Source organism: Enterococcus sp. 4E1_DIV0656, assembly GCF_002140695.1.
GTDB lineage: Bacteria > Bacillota > Bacilli > Lactobacillales > Enterococcaceae > Enterococcus_D > Enterococcus_D entomosocium.
The window spans coordinates 2,126,425-2,142,445 of sequence record NZ_NGLF01000001.1 but is presented as its reverse complement, the minus strand read 5'-3'; the positions used below and the strand labels follow the sequence as shown (position 1 = coordinate 2,142,445).

The 16,021-nt window shown below is 43.7% G+C and carries 19 protein-coding genes; 8 read left to right on the top strand and 11 right to left on the bottom strand.

Annotation, left to right across the window (positions count from 1 at the left end):
- Positions 1-86 precede the first annotated feature (86 nt).
- The 7 genes from A5882_RS10110 to A5882_RS10080 all read left to right on the top strand — a co-directional run bounded on the left by A5882_RS10110 (position 87) and on the right by A5882_RS10080 (position 4,915).
- Positions 87-1,046, top strand: coding sequence for an ABC transporter substrate-binding protein (locus tag A5882_RS10110; protein ID WP_086372706.1), 960 nt, complete (start codon positions 87-89; stop codon positions 1,044-1,046).
- Positions 1,047-1,183: 137 nt separating this feature from the next.
- The gene (rpmG, locus tag A5882_RS10105; protein ID WP_005229384.1) at positions 1,184-1,333 is read left to right on the top strand and encodes a 50S ribosomal protein L33; all 150 of its coding nucleotides are present in this window, start codon (positions 1,184-1,186) and stop codon (positions 1,331-1,333) included.
- 330 nt (positions 1,334-1,663) lie between these two features.
- The gene (locus A5882_RS10100) at positions 1,664-1,915 is read left to right on the top strand and encodes a hypothetical protein (RefSeq protein ID WP_005237045.1); all 252 of its coding nucleotides are present in this window, start codon (positions 1,664-1,666) and stop codon (positions 1,913-1,915) included.
- 70 nt (positions 1,916-1,985) lie between these two features.
- The gene (fosX, locus tag A5882_RS10095; protein WP_008381069.1) at positions 1,986-2,396 is read left to right on the top strand and encodes a FosX/FosE/FosI family fosfomycin resistance hydrolase; all 411 of its coding nucleotides are present in this window, start codon (positions 1,986-1,988) and stop codon (positions 2,394-2,396) included.
- Positions 2,397-2,460: 64 nt separating this feature from the next.
- Positions 2,461-2,847, top strand: a complete 387-nt coding sequence (locus A5882_RS10090; protein ID WP_061053912.1) for a VOC family protein — start codon at positions 2,461-2,463, stop codon at positions 2,845-2,847.
- 254 nt (positions 2,848-3,101) lie between these two features.
- Entirely contained in the window at positions 3,102-4,496 is a 1,395-nt protein-coding gene (locus A5882_RS10085; RefSeq protein ID WP_005237054.1) for a Y-family DNA polymerase, read from the top strand.
- Between the two features lie 143 nt (positions 4,497-4,639).
- Positions 4,640-4,915, top strand: coding sequence for a hypothetical protein (locus A5882_RS10080; RefSeq protein ID WP_008381063.1), 276 nt, complete (start codon positions 4,640-4,642; stop codon positions 4,913-4,915).
- 34 nt (positions 4,916-4,949) lie between these two features.
- Here the strand turns inward: A5882_RS10080 and A5882_RS10075 are convergent, their stop codons facing one another.
- The 4 genes from A5882_RS10075 to A5882_RS10060 all read right to left on the bottom strand — a co-directional run bounded on the left by A5882_RS10075 (position 4,950) and on the right by A5882_RS10060 (position 7,403).
- Complete coding sequence (locus A5882_RS10075; protein ID WP_008381061.1) at positions 4,950-5,408, bottom strand: hypothetical protein; 459 nt, start codon at positions 5,406-5,408, stop codon at positions 4,950-4,952.
- Positions 5,409-5,475: 67 nt separating this feature from the next.
- Positions 5,476-5,844: a thioesterase family protein gene (locus A5882_RS10070; protein ID WP_086372705.1), complete on the bottom strand. Its 369-nt coding sequence runs from the start codon at positions 5,842-5,844 to the stop codon at positions 5,476-5,478.
- A gap of 7 nt (positions 5,845-5,851) precedes the next feature.
- Positions 5,852-7,066 (bottom strand): CCA tRNA nucleotidyltransferase, encoded by a 1,215-nt coding sequence (locus A5882_RS10065; RefSeq protein ID WP_086372704.1) that lies wholly within the window; start codon positions 7,064-7,066, stop codon positions 5,852-5,854.
- On the bottom strand, positions 7,053-7,403 hold the full coding sequence (locus tag A5882_RS10060) for a nucleotide pyrophosphohydrolase (RefSeq protein ID WP_008381054.1): 351 nt from the start codon (positions 7,401-7,403) through the stop codon (positions 7,053-7,055). Before A5882_RS10060 ends, A5882_RS10065 begins: the two co-directional genes overlap by 14 nt.
- A 136-nt stretch (positions 7,404-7,539) precedes the next feature.
- Here A5882_RS10060 and A5882_RS10055 point away from each other — a divergent pair, with 136 nt between their 5' ends.
- Positions 7,540-8,445, top strand: a complete 906-nt coding sequence (locus A5882_RS10055; RefSeq protein ID WP_005237068.1) for a YitT family protein — start codon at positions 7,540-7,542, stop codon at positions 8,443-8,445.
- 44 nt (positions 8,446-8,489) lie between these two features.
- Here A5882_RS10055 and A5882_RS10050 read toward each other — a convergent pair whose 3' ends face one another.
- The 7 genes from A5882_RS10050 to ilvB form a co-directional block, all read right to left on the bottom strand.
- Complete coding sequence (locus A5882_RS10050) at positions 8,490-9,047, bottom strand: YpiB family protein (RefSeq protein WP_034872191.1); 558 nt, start codon at positions 9,045-9,047, stop codon at positions 8,490-8,492.
- A gap of 9 nt (positions 9,048-9,056) precedes the next feature.
- Positions 9,057-10,316 (bottom strand): lipopolysaccharide assembly protein LapB, encoded by a 1,260-nt coding sequence (locus A5882_RS10045; RefSeq protein ID WP_086372703.1) that lies wholly within the window; start codon positions 10,314-10,316, stop codon positions 9,057-9,059.
- Positions 10,317-11,366: a hypothetical protein gene (locus tag A5882_RS10040; RefSeq protein ID WP_016613088.1), complete on the bottom strand. Its 1,050-nt coding sequence runs from the start codon at positions 11,364-11,366 to the stop codon at positions 10,317-10,319.
- A gap of 166 nt (positions 11,367-11,532) precedes the next feature.
- Positions 11,533-12,786 carry a threonine ammonia-lyase IlvA gene (gene ilvA, locus A5882_RS10035; protein ID WP_254908479.1) on the bottom strand — a complete coding sequence of 418 codons (1,254 nt, stop codon included), beginning with the start codon at positions 12,784-12,786 and terminating at the stop codon, positions 11,533-11,535.
- A gap of 11 nt (positions 12,787-12,797) precedes the next feature.
- The gene (gene ilvC, locus A5882_RS10030) at positions 12,798-13,787 is read right to left on the bottom strand and encodes a ketol-acid reductoisomerase (protein WP_008381047.1); all 990 of its coding nucleotides are present in this window, start codon (positions 13,785-13,787) and stop codon (positions 12,798-12,800) included.
- Between the two features lie 50 nt (positions 13,788-13,837).
- On the bottom strand, positions 13,838-14,314 hold the full coding sequence (gene ilvN, locus A5882_RS10025) for an acetolactate synthase small subunit (protein ID WP_005229349.1): 477 nt from the start codon (positions 14,312-14,314) through the stop codon (positions 13,838-13,840).
- Positions 14,315-14,318: 4 nt separating this feature from the next.
- Positions 14,319-16,019, bottom strand: coding sequence for a biosynthetic-type acetolactate synthase large subunit (gene ilvB / locus A5882_RS10020; protein ID WP_016613086.1), 1,701 nt, complete (start codon positions 16,017-16,019; stop codon positions 14,319-14,321).
- Positions 16,020-16,021: the final 2 nt, after the last annotated feature.

Here is a 16,021-nt window from a genome sequence, read left to right as displayed (position 1 = left end):
TCCGTAATAATAGCAATCAGCAAATGAGAATTATTCTCAATTAAAATGATAAGTGCTCATCTTTTAACAAAGGAGGAAGTTTTTCTATGAAACAATGGTCAAAAAGAAGTACTTGGCTTACCCTGCTAGCAGCCTGCTCCCTTATCCTACTGGGTGCTTGCGGTACGAATAATGACTCAACGGATAGCAGTGGAAAAGCCACTACTTCTTCAGAAATAGCAACAACCTTTACCGATGCGATGGGAAATGAAGTCACTGTTCCCGAAAACCCACAACGGGTGATCGGTAGTTACTTGGAAGATTATTTGGTCGCTTTAGGGGTAACCCCGGTTGCTCAATGGACAGTCGGCAATGACAGTGATCAAGCATACTTGCAAGATAAACTAGCAGATGTGCCAAGAATCAACTATGATCTGCCCTATGAAGATGTCTTGAGCTTTGAGCCAGACCTACTGCTGATGGATAGCAATTCCATGGTGGAAGGCGACAAATATGATCAGTACAGTAAGATCGCGCCGACCTATGTGGTCACAAATGGCGAGGAAGTAACCTGGCGTGAACGTCTGACAGATATCGCAAAGGTCTTACACAAAGAAGAGGAAGCTGCCCAAGTAGAAGCTGATTATGATGACTTAGTCGCTACTACCAAGGAAACGTACGCTGATCAAATCCAAGGCAAGTCGATTGCTGTTTTATGGGTGGTCAATAATTCTGTCTTCATGGTTTCAGAAACAAAATCAAGTGGTCAACTGCTGTATCACGAACTCGGTTTTGAAGTTCCCTCGCTTGTTTCAGAAATCAGTGAAAGTGCCACTGCTGACTGGTCTGCCGTTTCTCTGGAAAAATTGGCAGAATTGGATGCCGATTACTTGATTTTAGTGAATAGTGATAAAGGCGCTGATTTTTTCAGCGAACAAGTCTGGCAAAATCTTGATGCAGTCAAAAACAATCATTTATGGGAATTCGGTCCTGAATCAAGCTGGCTCTACAACGGTCCTATCGCCTATACCAAAATGATCGAAGATATCCAGAGCAAATTGGACTAATGCGTTTCAAGTAATTCGTCAAGTAAAACTACTTAACAAATTTCAGGAAAAAGCTAGCATTCCCGCACAAAACATGCTATTATATTTTAGTCTGAGAGATTTCTTAGAGGATTCTTGTATCGTTAGGGGGGAAAATCATGCGCGTAAACATCACATTAGAGTGCACTTCTTGTAAAGAACGCAACTACTTATCAAACAAAAACAAACGTAACAATCCTGATCGTTTGGAAAAGAAAAAATATTGCCCACGTGAAAGAAAAGTTACTTTACACCGCGAAACAAAATAATACTATTTAAGAAGTTCGCAAACGCTGATAACCAAGGCGTTTGCGAACTTCTTTTTTTTCAGACATTTTGCAATGATAGCTGCTGCATTTTTATTTCCCTATTTACACAACCACTCCCCTATTTTCACTTATTTGCTTTGAACTTTTGAGCCAACTTTTTCTTTGAAGCGACGTATAAATAAATTTTAATGTATAATGTAAAAAAGAAACTAATGTTCAACAAAGGCGGCACATAGAACATGAACTAGCTTTTTCTTCTAGCTGTCCTTTCAATATACTTTGAGTGCCAGTCGATCCTTTCATGCTATACTGCCTATAGGAGGTGAACCCATGCTTGGCAATTTTACGTATCTACCTAGTAACTATCGTCTGTTTTATGGCGCTTTTCTTTTTGCTCTTATTGGAAATATGCTTTTCATTTTCATTAAACACCCTGCTTGGACCTTTAGCTTACCGACAGTGATTATCCTCTTCTTAATAAATGTCTTCTTTTGGACAAAATACAAGAAGAAAGTTATTCCTTGCACAACTGATGCACTGTTTTATGTTCTGCTCTTCCTATTGGTATTTTACAATCACTAACATAATGCTTATTTTGATACTAATTTTTTCTCTTCCCCCTATTTCGTCATAACGAAGGAGTGTTGATGCGATGGAGATTTCCCATATCACGTTGATCGTACAGAATTTAGCAAAGACGACAACGATGTTGGAAACATTGTTTGAAGCAGAGGAAATTTATGATAGCCGAGACCAGCCCCATTCTTACTTCCCAGAAAAATTCTTTTTGATCGATGGCTTATGGCTTGCTGTTATGGAGGATGCCTCCCAGAAGCTGCCGAAAACGTATAACCATATTGCCTTTAAAATCGATCAAACTCAAATCGATTCCTTGATTACGCGCATCCAAGGACTAGGATTGAAGATCGAAAAAGATCGTTCTCGTATCAAAGGCGAAGGTGCTTCCATTTACTTTTACGACGATGACAACCATTTGTTTGAACTACATACTGGTACGTTGGCTGAACGGTTGCACCATTACCGTCTGACAGAAACGAGGTAATCTTCATTGCTAGCAACTGCATTGACTGTTATGGAAAGAATTCCCACAAGAAAGGAAGAAAACAATGAAACTAGATATGGTTGGTATTATCACAAAAAACATGGAACAGGCACTGGCTTTTTATCAAGTACTTGGCTTCACGCCATTAGGTCAGCACTCAGAAGATTATATGGAATTAGCAAACGACGGGGTTCGCATCTCTTTGAATAGCCGCCAGATGGTTGCCGGGATCTACGGACATGCACCAATGACTGTTGGTGACACAATTGAATTAGCCTTTTTATGTGATTCCCCTGAAGAGGTTGATGCCCTTCATGCAAAAGTCGTAGCTGCCGGGTATCAGTCTTTCAAAGAACCTTGGTGTGCCTTTTGGGGGCAACGCTATGCCATCGTCAAAGATATAGACGGCAATCTCTTAAGTTTGTTTGCAATGCTACCTGCCGAAAATTGATTTAAGCTACGACAGTCGGTCCAATGGATCGGCTGTTTTTTTAATCACACCTTCGGGTAAAAAGACAAAATCACGTTTTTATGTCCAATCGGATTCTGATAACCTGAAATGAATGTATCCCTTATAAAACAACGTTTCCCATCATTATAAGCCAAAAATAATCTCTCTATAAAAAAACAAATCCACCCATCCGCTCCTGTTCGCTTGACAAAAAAGAACAAACGTTCGTATAATCTCGGTAAGGAGTGATAAAAATGGGTGGTTTTAATTATGCGCTCGAGCCAAAACGCGATATCTTATTTATCGATGTCAAAAGTTTTTATGCTTCTGTCGAATGCATCTCGCGCGGATTAGACCCTATCCAAGCGATGCTGGTCGTCATGTCTCATTCTGACAATACTGGAAACGGCTTAATCTTAGCGGCTTCCCCAAAGGCAAAATCGGCTTTAGGAATTTCAAATGTGACCCGCAATGACAATCTGCCGACGCATCCCGATTTGTACAAAGCATCGCCACGTATGAGTTTTTATATCAAAGAAAACACCAAAGTCAATGATGTCTTTCGCAAATATGTTGGACAAGATGATTTGCTGCTCTATTCAATCGACGAAACGATGATGGATCTGACTCGTACACTGGATCTTTTCATTCCTGATAACACGATTTCTCGCGAAGAAAAACGTTGGCTGATTGCCCAGCAAATTCAAAAAGACATTTACGAAACAACGAAATTGTATGTCACCATCGGTATTGGTGACAATCCTTTGTTAGCAAAACTAGCTTTAGATAACGAATCCAAACACAACCGTTCCTTGATTGCCGAATGGACCTACGAAGATGTCCCGACAAAAGTTTGGCAAATCAACCCCATGACTGAGTTTTGGGGAATCGGTCGACGCACAGAAAAACGACTTCACTTGATGGGGATTGAATCTATTGAACAATTGGCTCATGCCAGTCCTGATCTTTTGCGCAGTCGCATGGGAATCATTGGTGAGCAACTCTACCATCACGCTCACGGCATTGACCGCACCATTTTAGCCGAACCGACACCGCAGGTCATGGAAAAAAGCTACGGCAATAGTCAGGTCCTACATCGCAATTATTATTTACAAGAAGAAATCGAGATCGTCATCAAGGAAATGGCGGAGCAAGTTGCCGCTCGAATTCGCCGCCATCATTGTCAGACCGCTTGTATCAATGTTTACATCGGCGTAGCCTTTGGTGAAACTGCCTCTGGCTTTTCCCGACAAATGAAAATCCCGCCAACTGACAATACACGTAAGCTTGTGGCTCATTGCCTATTTCTCTTTCGAAAATTTTATACCGGGCAAGTCGTTCGCCACATCGGTATCACCTATTCAAAATTGGTTTATACAGAAAATGTCCAGCTGGATCTTTTTGAGCAAGCAGAAACGCAATTACGCCAGCGTAAATTAGATTTGATCATCGATAAGATTCGTGAGAAATACGGCTTCACTTCGATCGTTCATGCCACAAGCCGAATGGAAGGCGCTCGTGCCATTGCACGCAGCAAATTAGTCGGTGGTCACGCTGGTGGTCTAGATGGGATCGCCAACATAGGACCTGTCCATCAGCAAAAAGAAAAAGAACCGTTTGCTGATGGTTCAAAAAATACCGGCACTTGACTCGTTTTTCTTTCCTTTTCGATGACAAATCTTAAGATAACATTAACAAACGATCCATTTTTTAAAGATTTATGTAATTTCGAGGCCCCCATCTCCCCCTTTACTTCTTTCTAAGGTACTTTAATAGCAAGGAGTGTGAGCAGATGAAAATTGACAAAATCGAATACAAACGAGTCATCAATGGTGCGGGACACCTTGAGTACGATTTGCTGCAATATTTAGAAAAGAATCGGGCGACTGCTGCACAAAACCTGAAACAGTCTGAGATCGATTACCTTCTGGAAAAAGATATTCAGCATCGGATCATTCAACATGCTCGTAAGAGTTTCTTTGGCGATACAATCGTTTTAAAGGATGAATATGCCGAAGATTATCTTTTATTAAAAAAGTATACGGATATGTTCCAAGAAACATTCTAAAAAAAACGCAGAACCAACTGGTTCTGCGTTTTTCTTATTCTTCGAAATGTTCTTGATAAACATCATCAACCGTTTGATTTGGGTCGATCACGATATACAGACTCTTCGTTTTTTCACTGATTTTTGTTGATTGGTATACATTATCCAATCCTTCCGTATCTTTGTCCTTGTATGGGAAATAAACAAGATCCGGTGTACCGTTACGGTAAAGAATTTCCATCCGTTCAATATCTTCATATTTCAACGCACGAGCAAACATCCCTAATTCAAGTCCGCCTAAGTTGATGTCATGTGTTGCCACATGATCGCCTTCTTGGAAGATTTCAATTTTGAACCCAGCACATGGATGAATCTCAACGAATTCGCTTCCGTGGATACGGCCAAAACTGGTCGTGATTTGTTTGATCCATAAGTCACCGATGTAACGGCGCTCGATCGTCCATGTTTCTCCATTACGGAAATAAAATTTTAAAGCTTTCATTTCTCTAGCCATGACAAAACGCTCCTTTTTATTAATAATACATTTTAATTCTAACACATAGTCGCTACTGGGACACAAATTAACTTTGGTTTTCGTTGACTTTTTTCATAAACCGAGAGATTTCCACCGCCGCTCGTTGATGAGTCCCTTTAGCAATGAGTTGTTGCGCCCCATCGGTCACCTGATAATCAAACTGGAATCCTTGTTCTTTTTTCCATTGTATAAGAACTGTGATTGTCGCTCCGACTGGTGAAGGTTTCAAATGATCGATCGAAAACTTTGTACCGACGGTGGTAAACCCTTTATCTAAAGTAGGCTCAAGGGCTTCCCAACAGGTGTTTTCCACCATTGCGACTAGTCGAGGGGTTGCTAAAACCGCTAAACCGCCAGAACCCAAAACAGCCGCAGTGTCTTGAAGGTCAACGAGAAAGTCTTTTTTGCTTTCCATTCTTCAGTTATTCCTCCTTCGCTAAATATGCTTGGGCAAACGCCAATAGTGCTTCTTTTTCATTAGGGATTTTTCGTGTGATGACTGCAGCTTCGGCAGCGGCCAAGACTTCTTTGAGCCACGGACCAGAAGAACGATCAACTGTCTGCAGTAAATCACGTCCATTGATCGCCAGCTCCTTCAGTGAATGGATCGGTAGCTGCTGATAGCGCTGACTGATTTTTGCAGGATCATTGGGCAGCTTGTCATAACGCAATAATCCTTCAGCTAAACAGGTTGCTTCTAAACCGAACTGATACAACAGCAGATCGTTCCATTCGCCGTTTCGACGCATTAGCAGTGCTTGATAGACCGTTTGTACTTGGCGGATGCAGTCATTCGAACATTTCCAAGCTTTTAAAAAGCTGCGGACTGCCTCAGGAGCTAAACCGATTTGGTCAATGAGCAATACCCAAGCCGTCGTTTCGTTTTCTAATGGGATCGCTGGCAGGTCTGCCATCCGCAGTAACGCCTCACCGTATTCCCGTAAGCCTGGGCAATAGATATAGCATTCGGTTTCTACTAGCGCCCGCAGTGCTTGGTTCCGATGATTGCCTAACAGCAATTTCACGAATTCAATCATGATCCGTTCAACAGAGATTTTCCCCAGCAAGGCATGATTCGCATGGATAGCAGCCAATGTTTCTGTTTCTAAAACAAAGCCCAATTGACTGACAAAACGCAGCCCCCGCATCATTCGTAGGGCATCCTCATGGAAACGTTCCTGCGGGTGACCCACTGCTCGTAAAATCTGATTGTCGATATCTGCAAGACCATCGAAAAGATCAATGATGACCCCATCTTCTTGAAGTGCCAATGCATTGATGGTAAAATCCCGCCGCTTTAGATCTTCTTTCAAGGAACGGACAAAATCAACTTTGTCAGGTCTGCGATAATCCTGATAGGCGGCTTCAGTTCGAAAGGTGGTAATCTCATATTGCGCCTGTTCCCACAAGACCAGCACCGTCCCATGCTCAATACCAATGTCAATGGTTCGAGGAAAAAGCGCCTTGATTTCGGCTGGAAATGCACTGGTAGCAATATCGACATCATGGATCGGCTGGCCTAAAATCGTATCCCGCACGCTGCCGCCAACGAAGTATGCTTCATAGCCCGCGGCTTCGATTTTTTTTAGGAGTGGCGCAGCTTCTGCAAATTCTTTTGGTAGTTTAGTCAGCTTCATGTACTTTCCCATCTTTTCTTTCAAAACGATACGCATCCCGCTGATTGAATTTTGCCATATTTTCCTCAAACACTTCAGTCAGGTCGATGTCTAGTGAATTGGCCATGATCATCGTCACAAAGAGTACATCGCCCAGTTCTTCTGCCACGGTCTTTTCAACTTCATCGCTTTTTTTATTTTTTTCCCCGTAATAGTGATTTACTTCTCGCGCCAATTCGCCAACTTCTTCAGTCAAACGAGCCATTTGGGCGAGGGGGCTGAAATAGCCAGTTTTAAATTGTTGAATATAGGCGTCGACTTCTTCTTGCATCGATGCCAAGGAACGTTTATCTGTCATCTTCTTCACCCTTTCTCGTTTATCTTACCAAAAGAATGGCTGCCTGCCTAGATAGAGCCCCCTCAGGATTTGTTGTACATTCAATGATTTCGTGCTACATTGATACTTGTGGAAGTTGAATAACGGAGGAAACAGGATGCGGGCATTTTTTTCATGGCGAACGATTCGCGACATTGTTTTGATTATTTTCGGTACGAGTATTTATGGCTTCGGTCTAGTCTATTTAAATATCCCAAATGACTTAGCAGAAGGCGGTGTGACAGGGATCACCTTGATCCTGCGAGCCTTATGGGGAATCAATCCTGCCATTAGTACATTGATCTTAAATATTCCGATCATTTTGATCGGTGGCAAAATTCTTGGTCGACGCTCATTAGTGTATACGATTTTAGGAACATTTGGTTTGTCTTTTTGGTTGGCATTTTGGCAGAGTGTTCCCCTGTTGATCGATCTACAGCATGATCTACTGATCGTCGCACTCTTGGCTGGTTTGATTGCAGGGATCGGTAGTGGGATCGTCTACAAAGTCGGTGGAACAACAGGTGGCGTCGATGTACTGGCGCGCATTTTAGAGAAAAACTTTGGGGTGACGATCGGGCGGTCGCTTTTGATCTTTGATGTGTTCGTCCTGTTGCTTTCTTTGACCTATATAGATTTGAACCGCATGATGTATACCTTGATTTTTTCTTATGTCTTCACTCGTGTGATCGATTCGATCTTAGACGGCGGCTATTCAGCCAAAGGGATTTTAGTGATCAGCAATCATAGCGAAGAGATAGCTCCTGTTTTAATGGATGAATTGGAACGCGGTGTCACGTTTTTACAGGGCGAAGGGGCTTACTCAAGAGTATCGAAACAAATCATTTATATGGTGGTCAGCGGACGGGAGATTTCTGAAGTCAAGCGCATTGTTCATGACTTTGATCCGCAAGCGTTTGTTTCTGTCATCAATGTCCATGAAGTCGAAGGCGAAGGCTTTACCTACTTAAGACCTAAGTCACGGTTCTTACAGCGCAAAGCAGCGGTCTCTAAAACAAAATAAAGACTAAAAAAGCAGTCCCGGTTAAAGGACTGCTTTTTTATTTGTCAGCGGCTTTTTTCTTTTTGTTGGAGCAAGTGCCGATTTACTTCATCGGAAAGTTCTAAGAAGGCATCACGATCCCCATTTTCCAATGCTAGATCGATCTGCCGATACAAGGTATCAATTTTGGTTTTTGCTTCTTCTTTTTCAAGGTACTGGGTAACATGTTGGGTCATTTCTTGATCCAAGTGGTCGTTCCAACGTTCATAAGGATTGTCTTCTAAAACTGCTAAATAAAAGGATTGCGACCAAGAATCTGGAAAGAGACATTCAAGATACAAGGGTTGTTTCCAATTCATGCGAATCTCGTGAAAAATCTGATCAATGTCATAAAAGGTCTGTCCTTCGATACTCAAGACAAAGGGTTCGCCTCCAACTTCCGTACTGCGGACACTTAAGCCCCGTTTGGCTGCGGCTGCCCCTTCTACAAAATGAACATTGGTCAAGATCGCTTCATGGTTCGCCAGATAGTTTAACACCCAAGAGACTTCTCGGCGGCTGAAGGAAACGGTCGAAACTAACCAATTAAGAAACTTTTTCTTTTCTTGTACATTGATGTTCATTTCTCTCACCTATCTTTCTAATAAGTCCTCCACGATCGACTGTACTTCTAAATCACCTGGTTCGTGTGCCAAATAATGTTGTAGCAAATGAAGAGCTTCAGGTAAACGCCCTTCTTCACGTAAGAAAATGCCATATTCCTTCATAAACGCCGGTTCATGGTGCAAATCAGCATTGGCTTCTTCGTAATATTTTGCTGCTTTGTCAAAATCTTCTAACGCATTGAAGGCTTGCGCTAGATTCCATAAAGCGTGAGGCTGTTCATTGTCTTCCATTCGCTCGATCGCCAAGATCGCTTCTTGCCAACGCTCTTCATTCAAGTATAAATTACTTAAAGTCAGTAATGTATCCTCTTCTTTTTCACCAGTTTCCAGTGCTTTAAGTAAAAATGACTCGGCTGCTTCACTGTCATGAAGTCGGTAAGCATTCTCGGCAGCAAAATGATAGAAATCCACTTGATATGGATCTTCATGAATCCCTTCTTCGATCACACGTTGCGCTTCTTCCAGCTGTTCTTCTTCTTGCAATGCTTCAGCCAAATAAAGATACAAGGCCCGGTATTGGGGATTCATGACCCGCAACTGCTGCAAGTAGCGAATCGCTTGTTCATTTTCCTTCAGCTGCAAATAGACTAAAGCCGTTTGAAAGAGACGCTCGTCCGTCTGTTCGTCTTCTAAGCTTGCTTCAAAATATTCCAACGCCTCTTCAAACTTACCTGCCATACTCAATGAAGTTCCGGTCCGTTCAACGATCGAAATCCCCGAAATATCCGTAATATCTTCTTCCAGCAATCCTTGATAAAGGTCAACAGCTTCTTGATAGCGATCCGTTGAAAAAGCTAACTCAGCTAAGGCAAAACGAATCAAGGGTTCCTCTGGCACAAGGCTTTGCGCTTCTTTTAATTTGGCTTCGCTGACTTCCGGAATACCGATCAGTTGATAGAGATCCGCACTCAATAACAAGGCTTGCAGATAAGCTTCACTCGTTGGTGGTATTTGATCGATATAGGTGAAGGCTGTTTCAATCTGGTCTTCTTCCATCGCAATTTCCGCTAAAGGAAGCAGCAAAGCTTCATTTTCAGGATGCCGCTGCTGCAAGGTTTCAAATAACGTTTTCGCCTCTTCTAAAAAACCGATCTGCAGTAATTCATCGCCTAAAGCGCCAAGTGTCTCATCATCATCTTTTTGCAGTGCTTCGTTAAAATTCAATTGTGCTTCAGCCAGTTCTTCCGCGGCTAATGCTTTTAACATTTTTTCACTATATGTTTCCATTTAAACCCCTCGAATCTCATTGATTAATCGCTGATAAGTCTCCATCGTCTGGACGAGATCTTTTTCCTCGATTTTCGTTCTGCCCCCTATTGTACCAACTTTTGCCAAAAATAACAGTTTTTTTTCTTTTTGCTGCAATTCTAGTACATGACTGAAATATTCGCTTAATGAAAAAGACTCGGGCAATTCGATGGGAAAGCCTAATCGGGCAAGCCATTGGCAGAACACGGGCAGATCGACAGTCAATTGCTGCTGCTGGACGGTCCACATAAAATGAAACAAAAAGCCAAAGAATAATTTCATCGCATCAGACAGCAAGTGCCCATTTTCCGTTCGATAAGCAGCATCAGCAAAGAGTTGGCCAAACTCCTCCAATTCGCTGCCTGATTGCTGGTATAGTTGGATCAACCGATCGGTATACGCAGCCAACGAATGTCTCATCAACGCCTGATGACTGGGATAGGTTCGATAAAGCTCTTTTAAAAACTCACTATCGGCAAGCACGCCACAACGAATCAGAGTCAAAAAATCGACCAATTTCCCATCGATCTGTTTTTCTGCGATCGTCTGATCGTAAATAACAAATTCGGGTGTATTAGGATTTTCCAGCATCGGGATATCTGGCTTTTTCACAACGATCGCTGTTTCTTTCACACTTTTAGCTAAGGCCCGCAAGGAAACGGGAATCAGCCAAAGCTGTGTCGATAGGACCGAAGTCGCATGGATAAAACTGCTCAGTGCCAATACACCTTCATTCCCAAACCCGACGATCAACAAGGACTCTTGCTTTGAAAAGCGACCGAAGAAATCCATCGCGGCCTTAAATTCACTAAAGTTGTTGCAATACATTTGGTTGGTACAAATATACCAATTGACCTCGCGCGGCAAAAACAGGCGGGTTACTTTTTCTGAAAAGCGGTCATAATAACGCTGATTCGTCAAAATGATCACCTGCTGCGGCTCGATCGACTGTCCTTTCATGACCGATGCCAATGTTTCCCCGTAAGAAATCTGGGTTTCTTGCTCATTTCTGTAAAAAACAGCTTCCATCGGCTCACTCCTTTGTTGCTACTACTTACTATTATAGCAAGAAGCCGTTGAAACACCTACTAAATCGCTAACCATTAGGAAGTATTTTCGCCGATTTGTCCCATGATTCTATGCCAAAAAGCAAAAAACATGGTTTCCTGTATTACAAAGGAAACCATGTTTTTTTCTAAACCAAAAGCGAGTAAAGTGATTGATTTTGCTGAAGGTTGATGTAGCCTTGATCAAACTGTTCAATTCGTGACAGTAATGCGGGTAGATCGTTTTTTTGTTTCAACAAGATTCCCAGCATTACTGGTCCTGTTCCACGATTGATTTTTTTCGTATATTCAAACCTCGTGATATCATCATCAGGCCCTAATACATGGCTAACAAATTCCTTCAACGCACCGGGACGTTGTGGGAAATTGACGATAAAATAATGTTTCAATCCTTGATAAATCAGTGATTTCTCTTCGATCTCTGCCATGCGGGAACTATCATTGTTACCACCACTCACAATACAGACGACCGTCTTGCCTTTGATTTGCTCTTTGATCTCATCCAGGGCTGCCACGCTCAAGGCACCAGCTGGTTCAGCGACGATCGCTTGTTTGCTGTATAATTCTAGAATCGTTTGGCAGATTGCACCTTCTTCCACCGTTACCAATTGATCCACATAGCGTTTGGCATGGGCATAGGTCTGAGCTCCGACTTGTTTGACTGCCGCACCATCGACAAAGGTTTCAATATGCTCTAAAGCCACCGGTCCTTGGTGATCAAAGGCTGCTTGCATCGAGGCGGCCCCTACAGGTTCTGCTCCAACAACTTTTATATTTGGCTGCTTTTCTTTCAAATAGGCTGCGGTCCCGCTGATCAAACCACCGCCACCAATGGCAGCCACCACCAAATCGATCGATACTTGTTTTTTTTCAGCATCCGCCAACATTTCCACGGCTACTGATCCTTGTCCTGCGATAATATTGGGATCATCAAAAGGAGCAATGAAAGCCATTTGCTTTTCTTTTGCAAATTGTTTGGCAGCCTGCGCCGCCGCATCAAAGGTATCTCCCACCAATTCGATTTTGACGTAGTCGCCGCCGAAAAAGAGAACTTGCGCGATTTTTTGTTGCGGCGTCGTTGTTGGCATGAAAATGACCGCATGGATCTGCTGTTCTTGGCAGGTATAAGCAACGCCTTGGGCATGATTTCCGGCACTGGCACAGACGACGCCACGACTGGTCTGCACAGGATCTGCCTGGGTGATCGCATAGTAGGCACCTCGTAATTTGAAGGAGCGGACTTTTTGCAAGTCCTCTCGCTTCAACAAAACCGTCGCTTGGTATTTTTCAGATAAAAAGCGATCATACTGCAGCGGTGTATGACTAACTGCTCCCCGCAGTCGTTCATATGCTTGCTCGATTGCAGAAACTGTCACCAACAAACGCGCCACCTCTAATCTTTCGCAACAAACGGCATCATTTTCCGTAACTCGCTGCCGACTTTTTCAATTTGATGGTTGCCGTTTTCTTCACGCATTTTATAGAATTCAGGGAAGCCATTTTGATTGTCTTCAATGAATCCTTTCGCGAATTGACCATTTTGGATATCTGTCAATACGGCTTTCATGTTTTCTTTGGCTTGTGCGGTGATCACCCGAGCACCGGAAACGTAGTCGCCATACTCTGCCGTATTCGAGATCGAATGGCGCATTTTTTTGAATCCTCCTTCATAAATCAAGTCAACGATCAGTTTCAATTCATGACAAACTTCAAAATACGCCAATTCCGGTTGGTACCCGGCTTCTACCAATGTTTCAAAGCCGGCTTCGATCATGCTGGTCAAACCGCCACAAAGTACGGCTTGTTCCCCGAAAAGATCGGTCTCGGTCTCTTCTTTAAAGGTCGTTTCCAAAACGCCGACCCGTGTGGCACCAATGCCTTTTGCATAAGATAAAGCTGTCGCTTGTGCGTTGCCAGTCGCATCTTGATAGACTGCAAACAAGGCTGGCACCGCAAACCCTTCGGTAAAGGTTCGACGCACCAAATGGCCCGGTCCTTTAGGCGCAACTAGGAATACATCCACCTCTTCTGGCGGCGCGATCACATCAAAATGAATATTAAAACCATGCGCAAATGCTAATGCATTGCCGGCAGAAAGATTCGGTTCGATCTCATTTTTATACAACGATCCTTGGATCTCATCGGGTGCCAAGATCATGACTACGTCCGCTTTTTGAGTGGCTTCGGCTACTGGAAAGACTTCAAATCCGTCGTTTCTTGCAGCTTCTGCTGACTTTCCTTCACGAATGCCGATAAAGACTTCATGACCTGTGTCCCGTAAATTTTGCGCATGAGCGTGCCCTTGAGAGCCGTAGCCGACGATCGCAATCTTCTTGTCTCCTAGATTATCTGTAACTTCCTCGTTGTAATATACTTTTACCATACTTGTTTCCTCCGAATTCTTTCTTTATTATAAGCAATTCAAAATTGCACTTACCCTCTTGTAAAGCCAGTGACACCCGTTCGTGCCAACTGTTTGATCCCGTAGGGACGCAAAACTTCGATGCATGCTTCTACCTTTTTCGTATCACCGGCAACTTGCACAACGATCGTTTTCAGTGCGACATCGACAATGTGCGCTCGAAACGGATCAATCACTGCTTGGATCTCCGAGCGGCTAGTGGTTGGTGCATTGACTTTGATCAGCACCAGTTCTCGTTCGATATGAGGAACTTCTGTAATATCAGAAACCTTCAAGACATCTATTTGTTTGTTTAAATGCTTGGTCACTTGTTCTGTTTCTGCCAAATCGTTCACGTTGACAATGATCGTCATTCGTGAAAACTCTGGCCGTTCCGTTGTGCCGACAGAAATACTCTCGATATTGACCTGCCGGCGGTTTAAGACACTCGTGATGCGGCTCAAAACACCTGCTTCATTATGGACGATTGCTGCTAATACCCGTTTCATCCCCTTAGACCCCCATCATTTCATGATTGGCTTTCCCCGGTGGGATCATCGGCAACACATGCTCTGAGGGCGAGACCATTACTTCGATCAGTTGCGGCCCCGTATGTGCAAAAGCTTCCGCTAGCATAGCAGAAAGCTGAGTGGGTTCATCGATCCGACAGCCTTCGATGCCATAAGCTTGTGCTAGTTTAACAAAATCAGGTTGCTGTGCAAAAACAGAGGCAGAGCGTCGTTTGCCATGAAATGTTTCTTGCCATTGGCGGACCATTCCTAACGAACGATTATTCAACAAAACAAATTTGACATTCAAGCCATACTCATTCAAAATAGCAAATTCCTGGTTTGTCATTTGGAACCCGCCATCGCCAACAAACACCACGACCATTTTTTCTGGATGAGCAAATTGGACGCCAATTCCCGCAGGGATACCATAGCCCATCGTGCCTAGTCCGCCACTGGTGATCAACTGCTTAGGAAAGCGAAACGGATAATACTGCGCGACCCACATTTGATGCTGCCCAACATCGGTGATGACGTAAGCCTCTCCTTTGGTCAAACACCCTACTTCTTCGATGACTTTTTGCGGTTTGATTTCTTGTGCTTGAGTGCGATCATAGCGATAAGGTTTTTCCATCTTCCGTTTTTGGCATAGATCCGACCAGGCAGACCACGTTCCTCTAGTTGGCGGATACCGTAGCATCTGTTGCAAAGCAGCCTTGGCATCGCCGACGATTGGGATCTTTGTCTCTACAATCTTGCCGATCTCCACCGGGTCGATGTCGATATGAGCAACGATGGCCTGCTTGCCGAACTGACTGCCGGCAGTCGCTAAGCGATCATCGAAGCGAGAGCCGATATTGATAATCAAATCGGCTTCTGATAAAGCCATGTTCGCCGCATACGTTCCATGCATACCGCCCATGCCCAAGAAAAATTGATGATCATTTGGCAGTAAGCCTAAGCCGAGCAACGTTGTGACTGTCGGCAACTTGTACTTGGCAATAAATGCATTTAATTCAGCCGCAGCTTCAGCCGCGATCACGCCTGCACCAGCCAGTACCACTGGTCGCTGTGCTTTTTCTAAAACGTGCATCAATTTTTCAATTTGCAGACGGGAAGGCTCTGCATTCGGTTGATAACTTTTCCTTGTGATCGGCAATGAGCAGGTTTCAGCGGTTTCTTGCAATGTAATATCTTTCGGAAGGTCGATCACAACAGGTCCCTTACGCCCAGTTGAAGCGATGTGAAAGGCTTCAGCGATCACTTTCGGTAAGTCATCCACACAACGGACTTGGTAATTGTGTTTCGTGATCGGCAACGTGATACCTAGAATATCCGCTTCTTGAAAAGCGTCTTTGCCAATTCCTGGTACGGCCACTTGCCCCGTGATAACCACCAACGGTACGGAATCGCTCATAGCATCGGCAATGCCCGTGACGACATTCGTAGCACCTGGACCACTTGTCACTAAAACGACCCCAACATTGCCAGTAGCTTTGGCATAGCCTTCAGCGGCGTGGATCGCGCCTTGCTCGTGACGCGTCAAAATATTCGGAATCGCTGCATCATATAATTGGTCATATAACGGTAAGACGGCGCCACCCGGGTAGCCAAAGATCATTTCGACGCCTTGCTCTTGCAAGCTGTCCACTAACACTTGCGCGCCAGTCCTTAGATGCGATGCTTGATAGTCGATGTTTTCCATTG

Bases quoted from the DNA above. Each gene is read 5' to 3' on its own strand.
- A5882_RS10110 (WP_086372706.1), top strand. From the start codon at position 87: ATGAAACAATGGTCAAAAAGAAGTACTTGGCTTACCCTGCTAGCAGCC.
- rpmG (WP_005229384.1), top strand. From the start codon at position 1,184: ATGCGCGTAAACATCACATTAGAGTGCACTTCTTGTAAAGAACGCAAC.
- A5882_RS10100 (WP_005237045.1), top strand. From the start codon at position 1,664: ATGCTTGGCAATTTTACGTATCTACCTAGTAACTATCGTCTGTTTTAT.
- fosX (WP_008381069.1), top strand. From the start codon at position 1,986: ATGGAGATTTCCCATATCACGTTGATCGTACAGAATTTAGCAAAGACG.
- A5882_RS10090 (WP_061053912.1), top strand. From the start codon at position 2,461: ATGAAACTAGATATGGTTGGTATTATCACAAAAAACATGGAACAGGCA.
- A5882_RS10085 (WP_005237054.1), top strand. From the start codon at position 3,102: ATGGGTGGTTTTAATTATGCGCTCGAGCCAAAACGCGATATCTTATTT.
- A5882_RS10080 (WP_008381063.1), top strand. From the start codon at position 4,640: ATGAAAATTGACAAAATCGAATACAAACGAGTCATCAATGGTGCGGGA.
- A5882_RS10075 (WP_008381061.1), bottom strand. From the start codon at position 5,408: ATGGCTAGAGAAATGAAAGCTTTAAAATTTTATTTCCGTAATGGAGAA.
- A5882_RS10070 (WP_086372705.1), bottom strand. From the start codon at position 5,844: ATGGAAAGCAAAAAAGACTTTCTCGTTGACCTTCAAGACACTGCGGCT.
- A5882_RS10065 (WP_086372704.1), bottom strand. From the start codon at position 7,066: ATGAAGCTGACTAAACTACCAAAAGAATTTGCAGAAGCTGCGCCACTC.
- A5882_RS10060 (WP_008381054.1), bottom strand. From the start codon at position 7,403: ATGACAGATAAACGTTCCTTGGCATCGATGCAAGAAGAAGTCGACGCC.
- A5882_RS10055 (WP_005237068.1), top strand. From the start codon at position 7,540: ATGCGGGCATTTTTTTCATGGCGAACGATTCGCGACATTGTTTTGATT.
- A5882_RS10050 (WP_034872191.1), bottom strand. From the start codon at position 9,047: ATGAACATCAATGTACAAGAAAAGAAAAAGTTTCTTAATTGGTTAGTT.
- A5882_RS10045 (WP_086372703.1), bottom strand. From the start codon at position 10,316: ATGGAAACATATAGTGAAAAAATGTTAAAAGCATTAGCCGCGGAAGAA.
- A5882_RS10040 (WP_016613088.1), bottom strand. From the start codon at position 11,366: ATGGAAGCTGTTTTTTACAGAAATGAGCAAGAAACCCAGATTTCTTAC.
- ilvC (WP_008381047.1), bottom strand. From the start codon at position 13,787: ATGGTAAAAGTATATTACAACGAGGAAGTTACAGATAATCTAGGAGAC.
- ilvN (WP_005229349.1), bottom strand. From the start codon at position 14,314: ATGAAACGGGTATTAGCAGCAATCGTCCATAATGAAGCAGGTGTTTTG.
- ilvB (WP_016613086.1), bottom strand. From the start codon at position 16,019: ATGGAAAACATCGACTATCAAGCATCGCATCTAAGGACTGGCGCGCAA.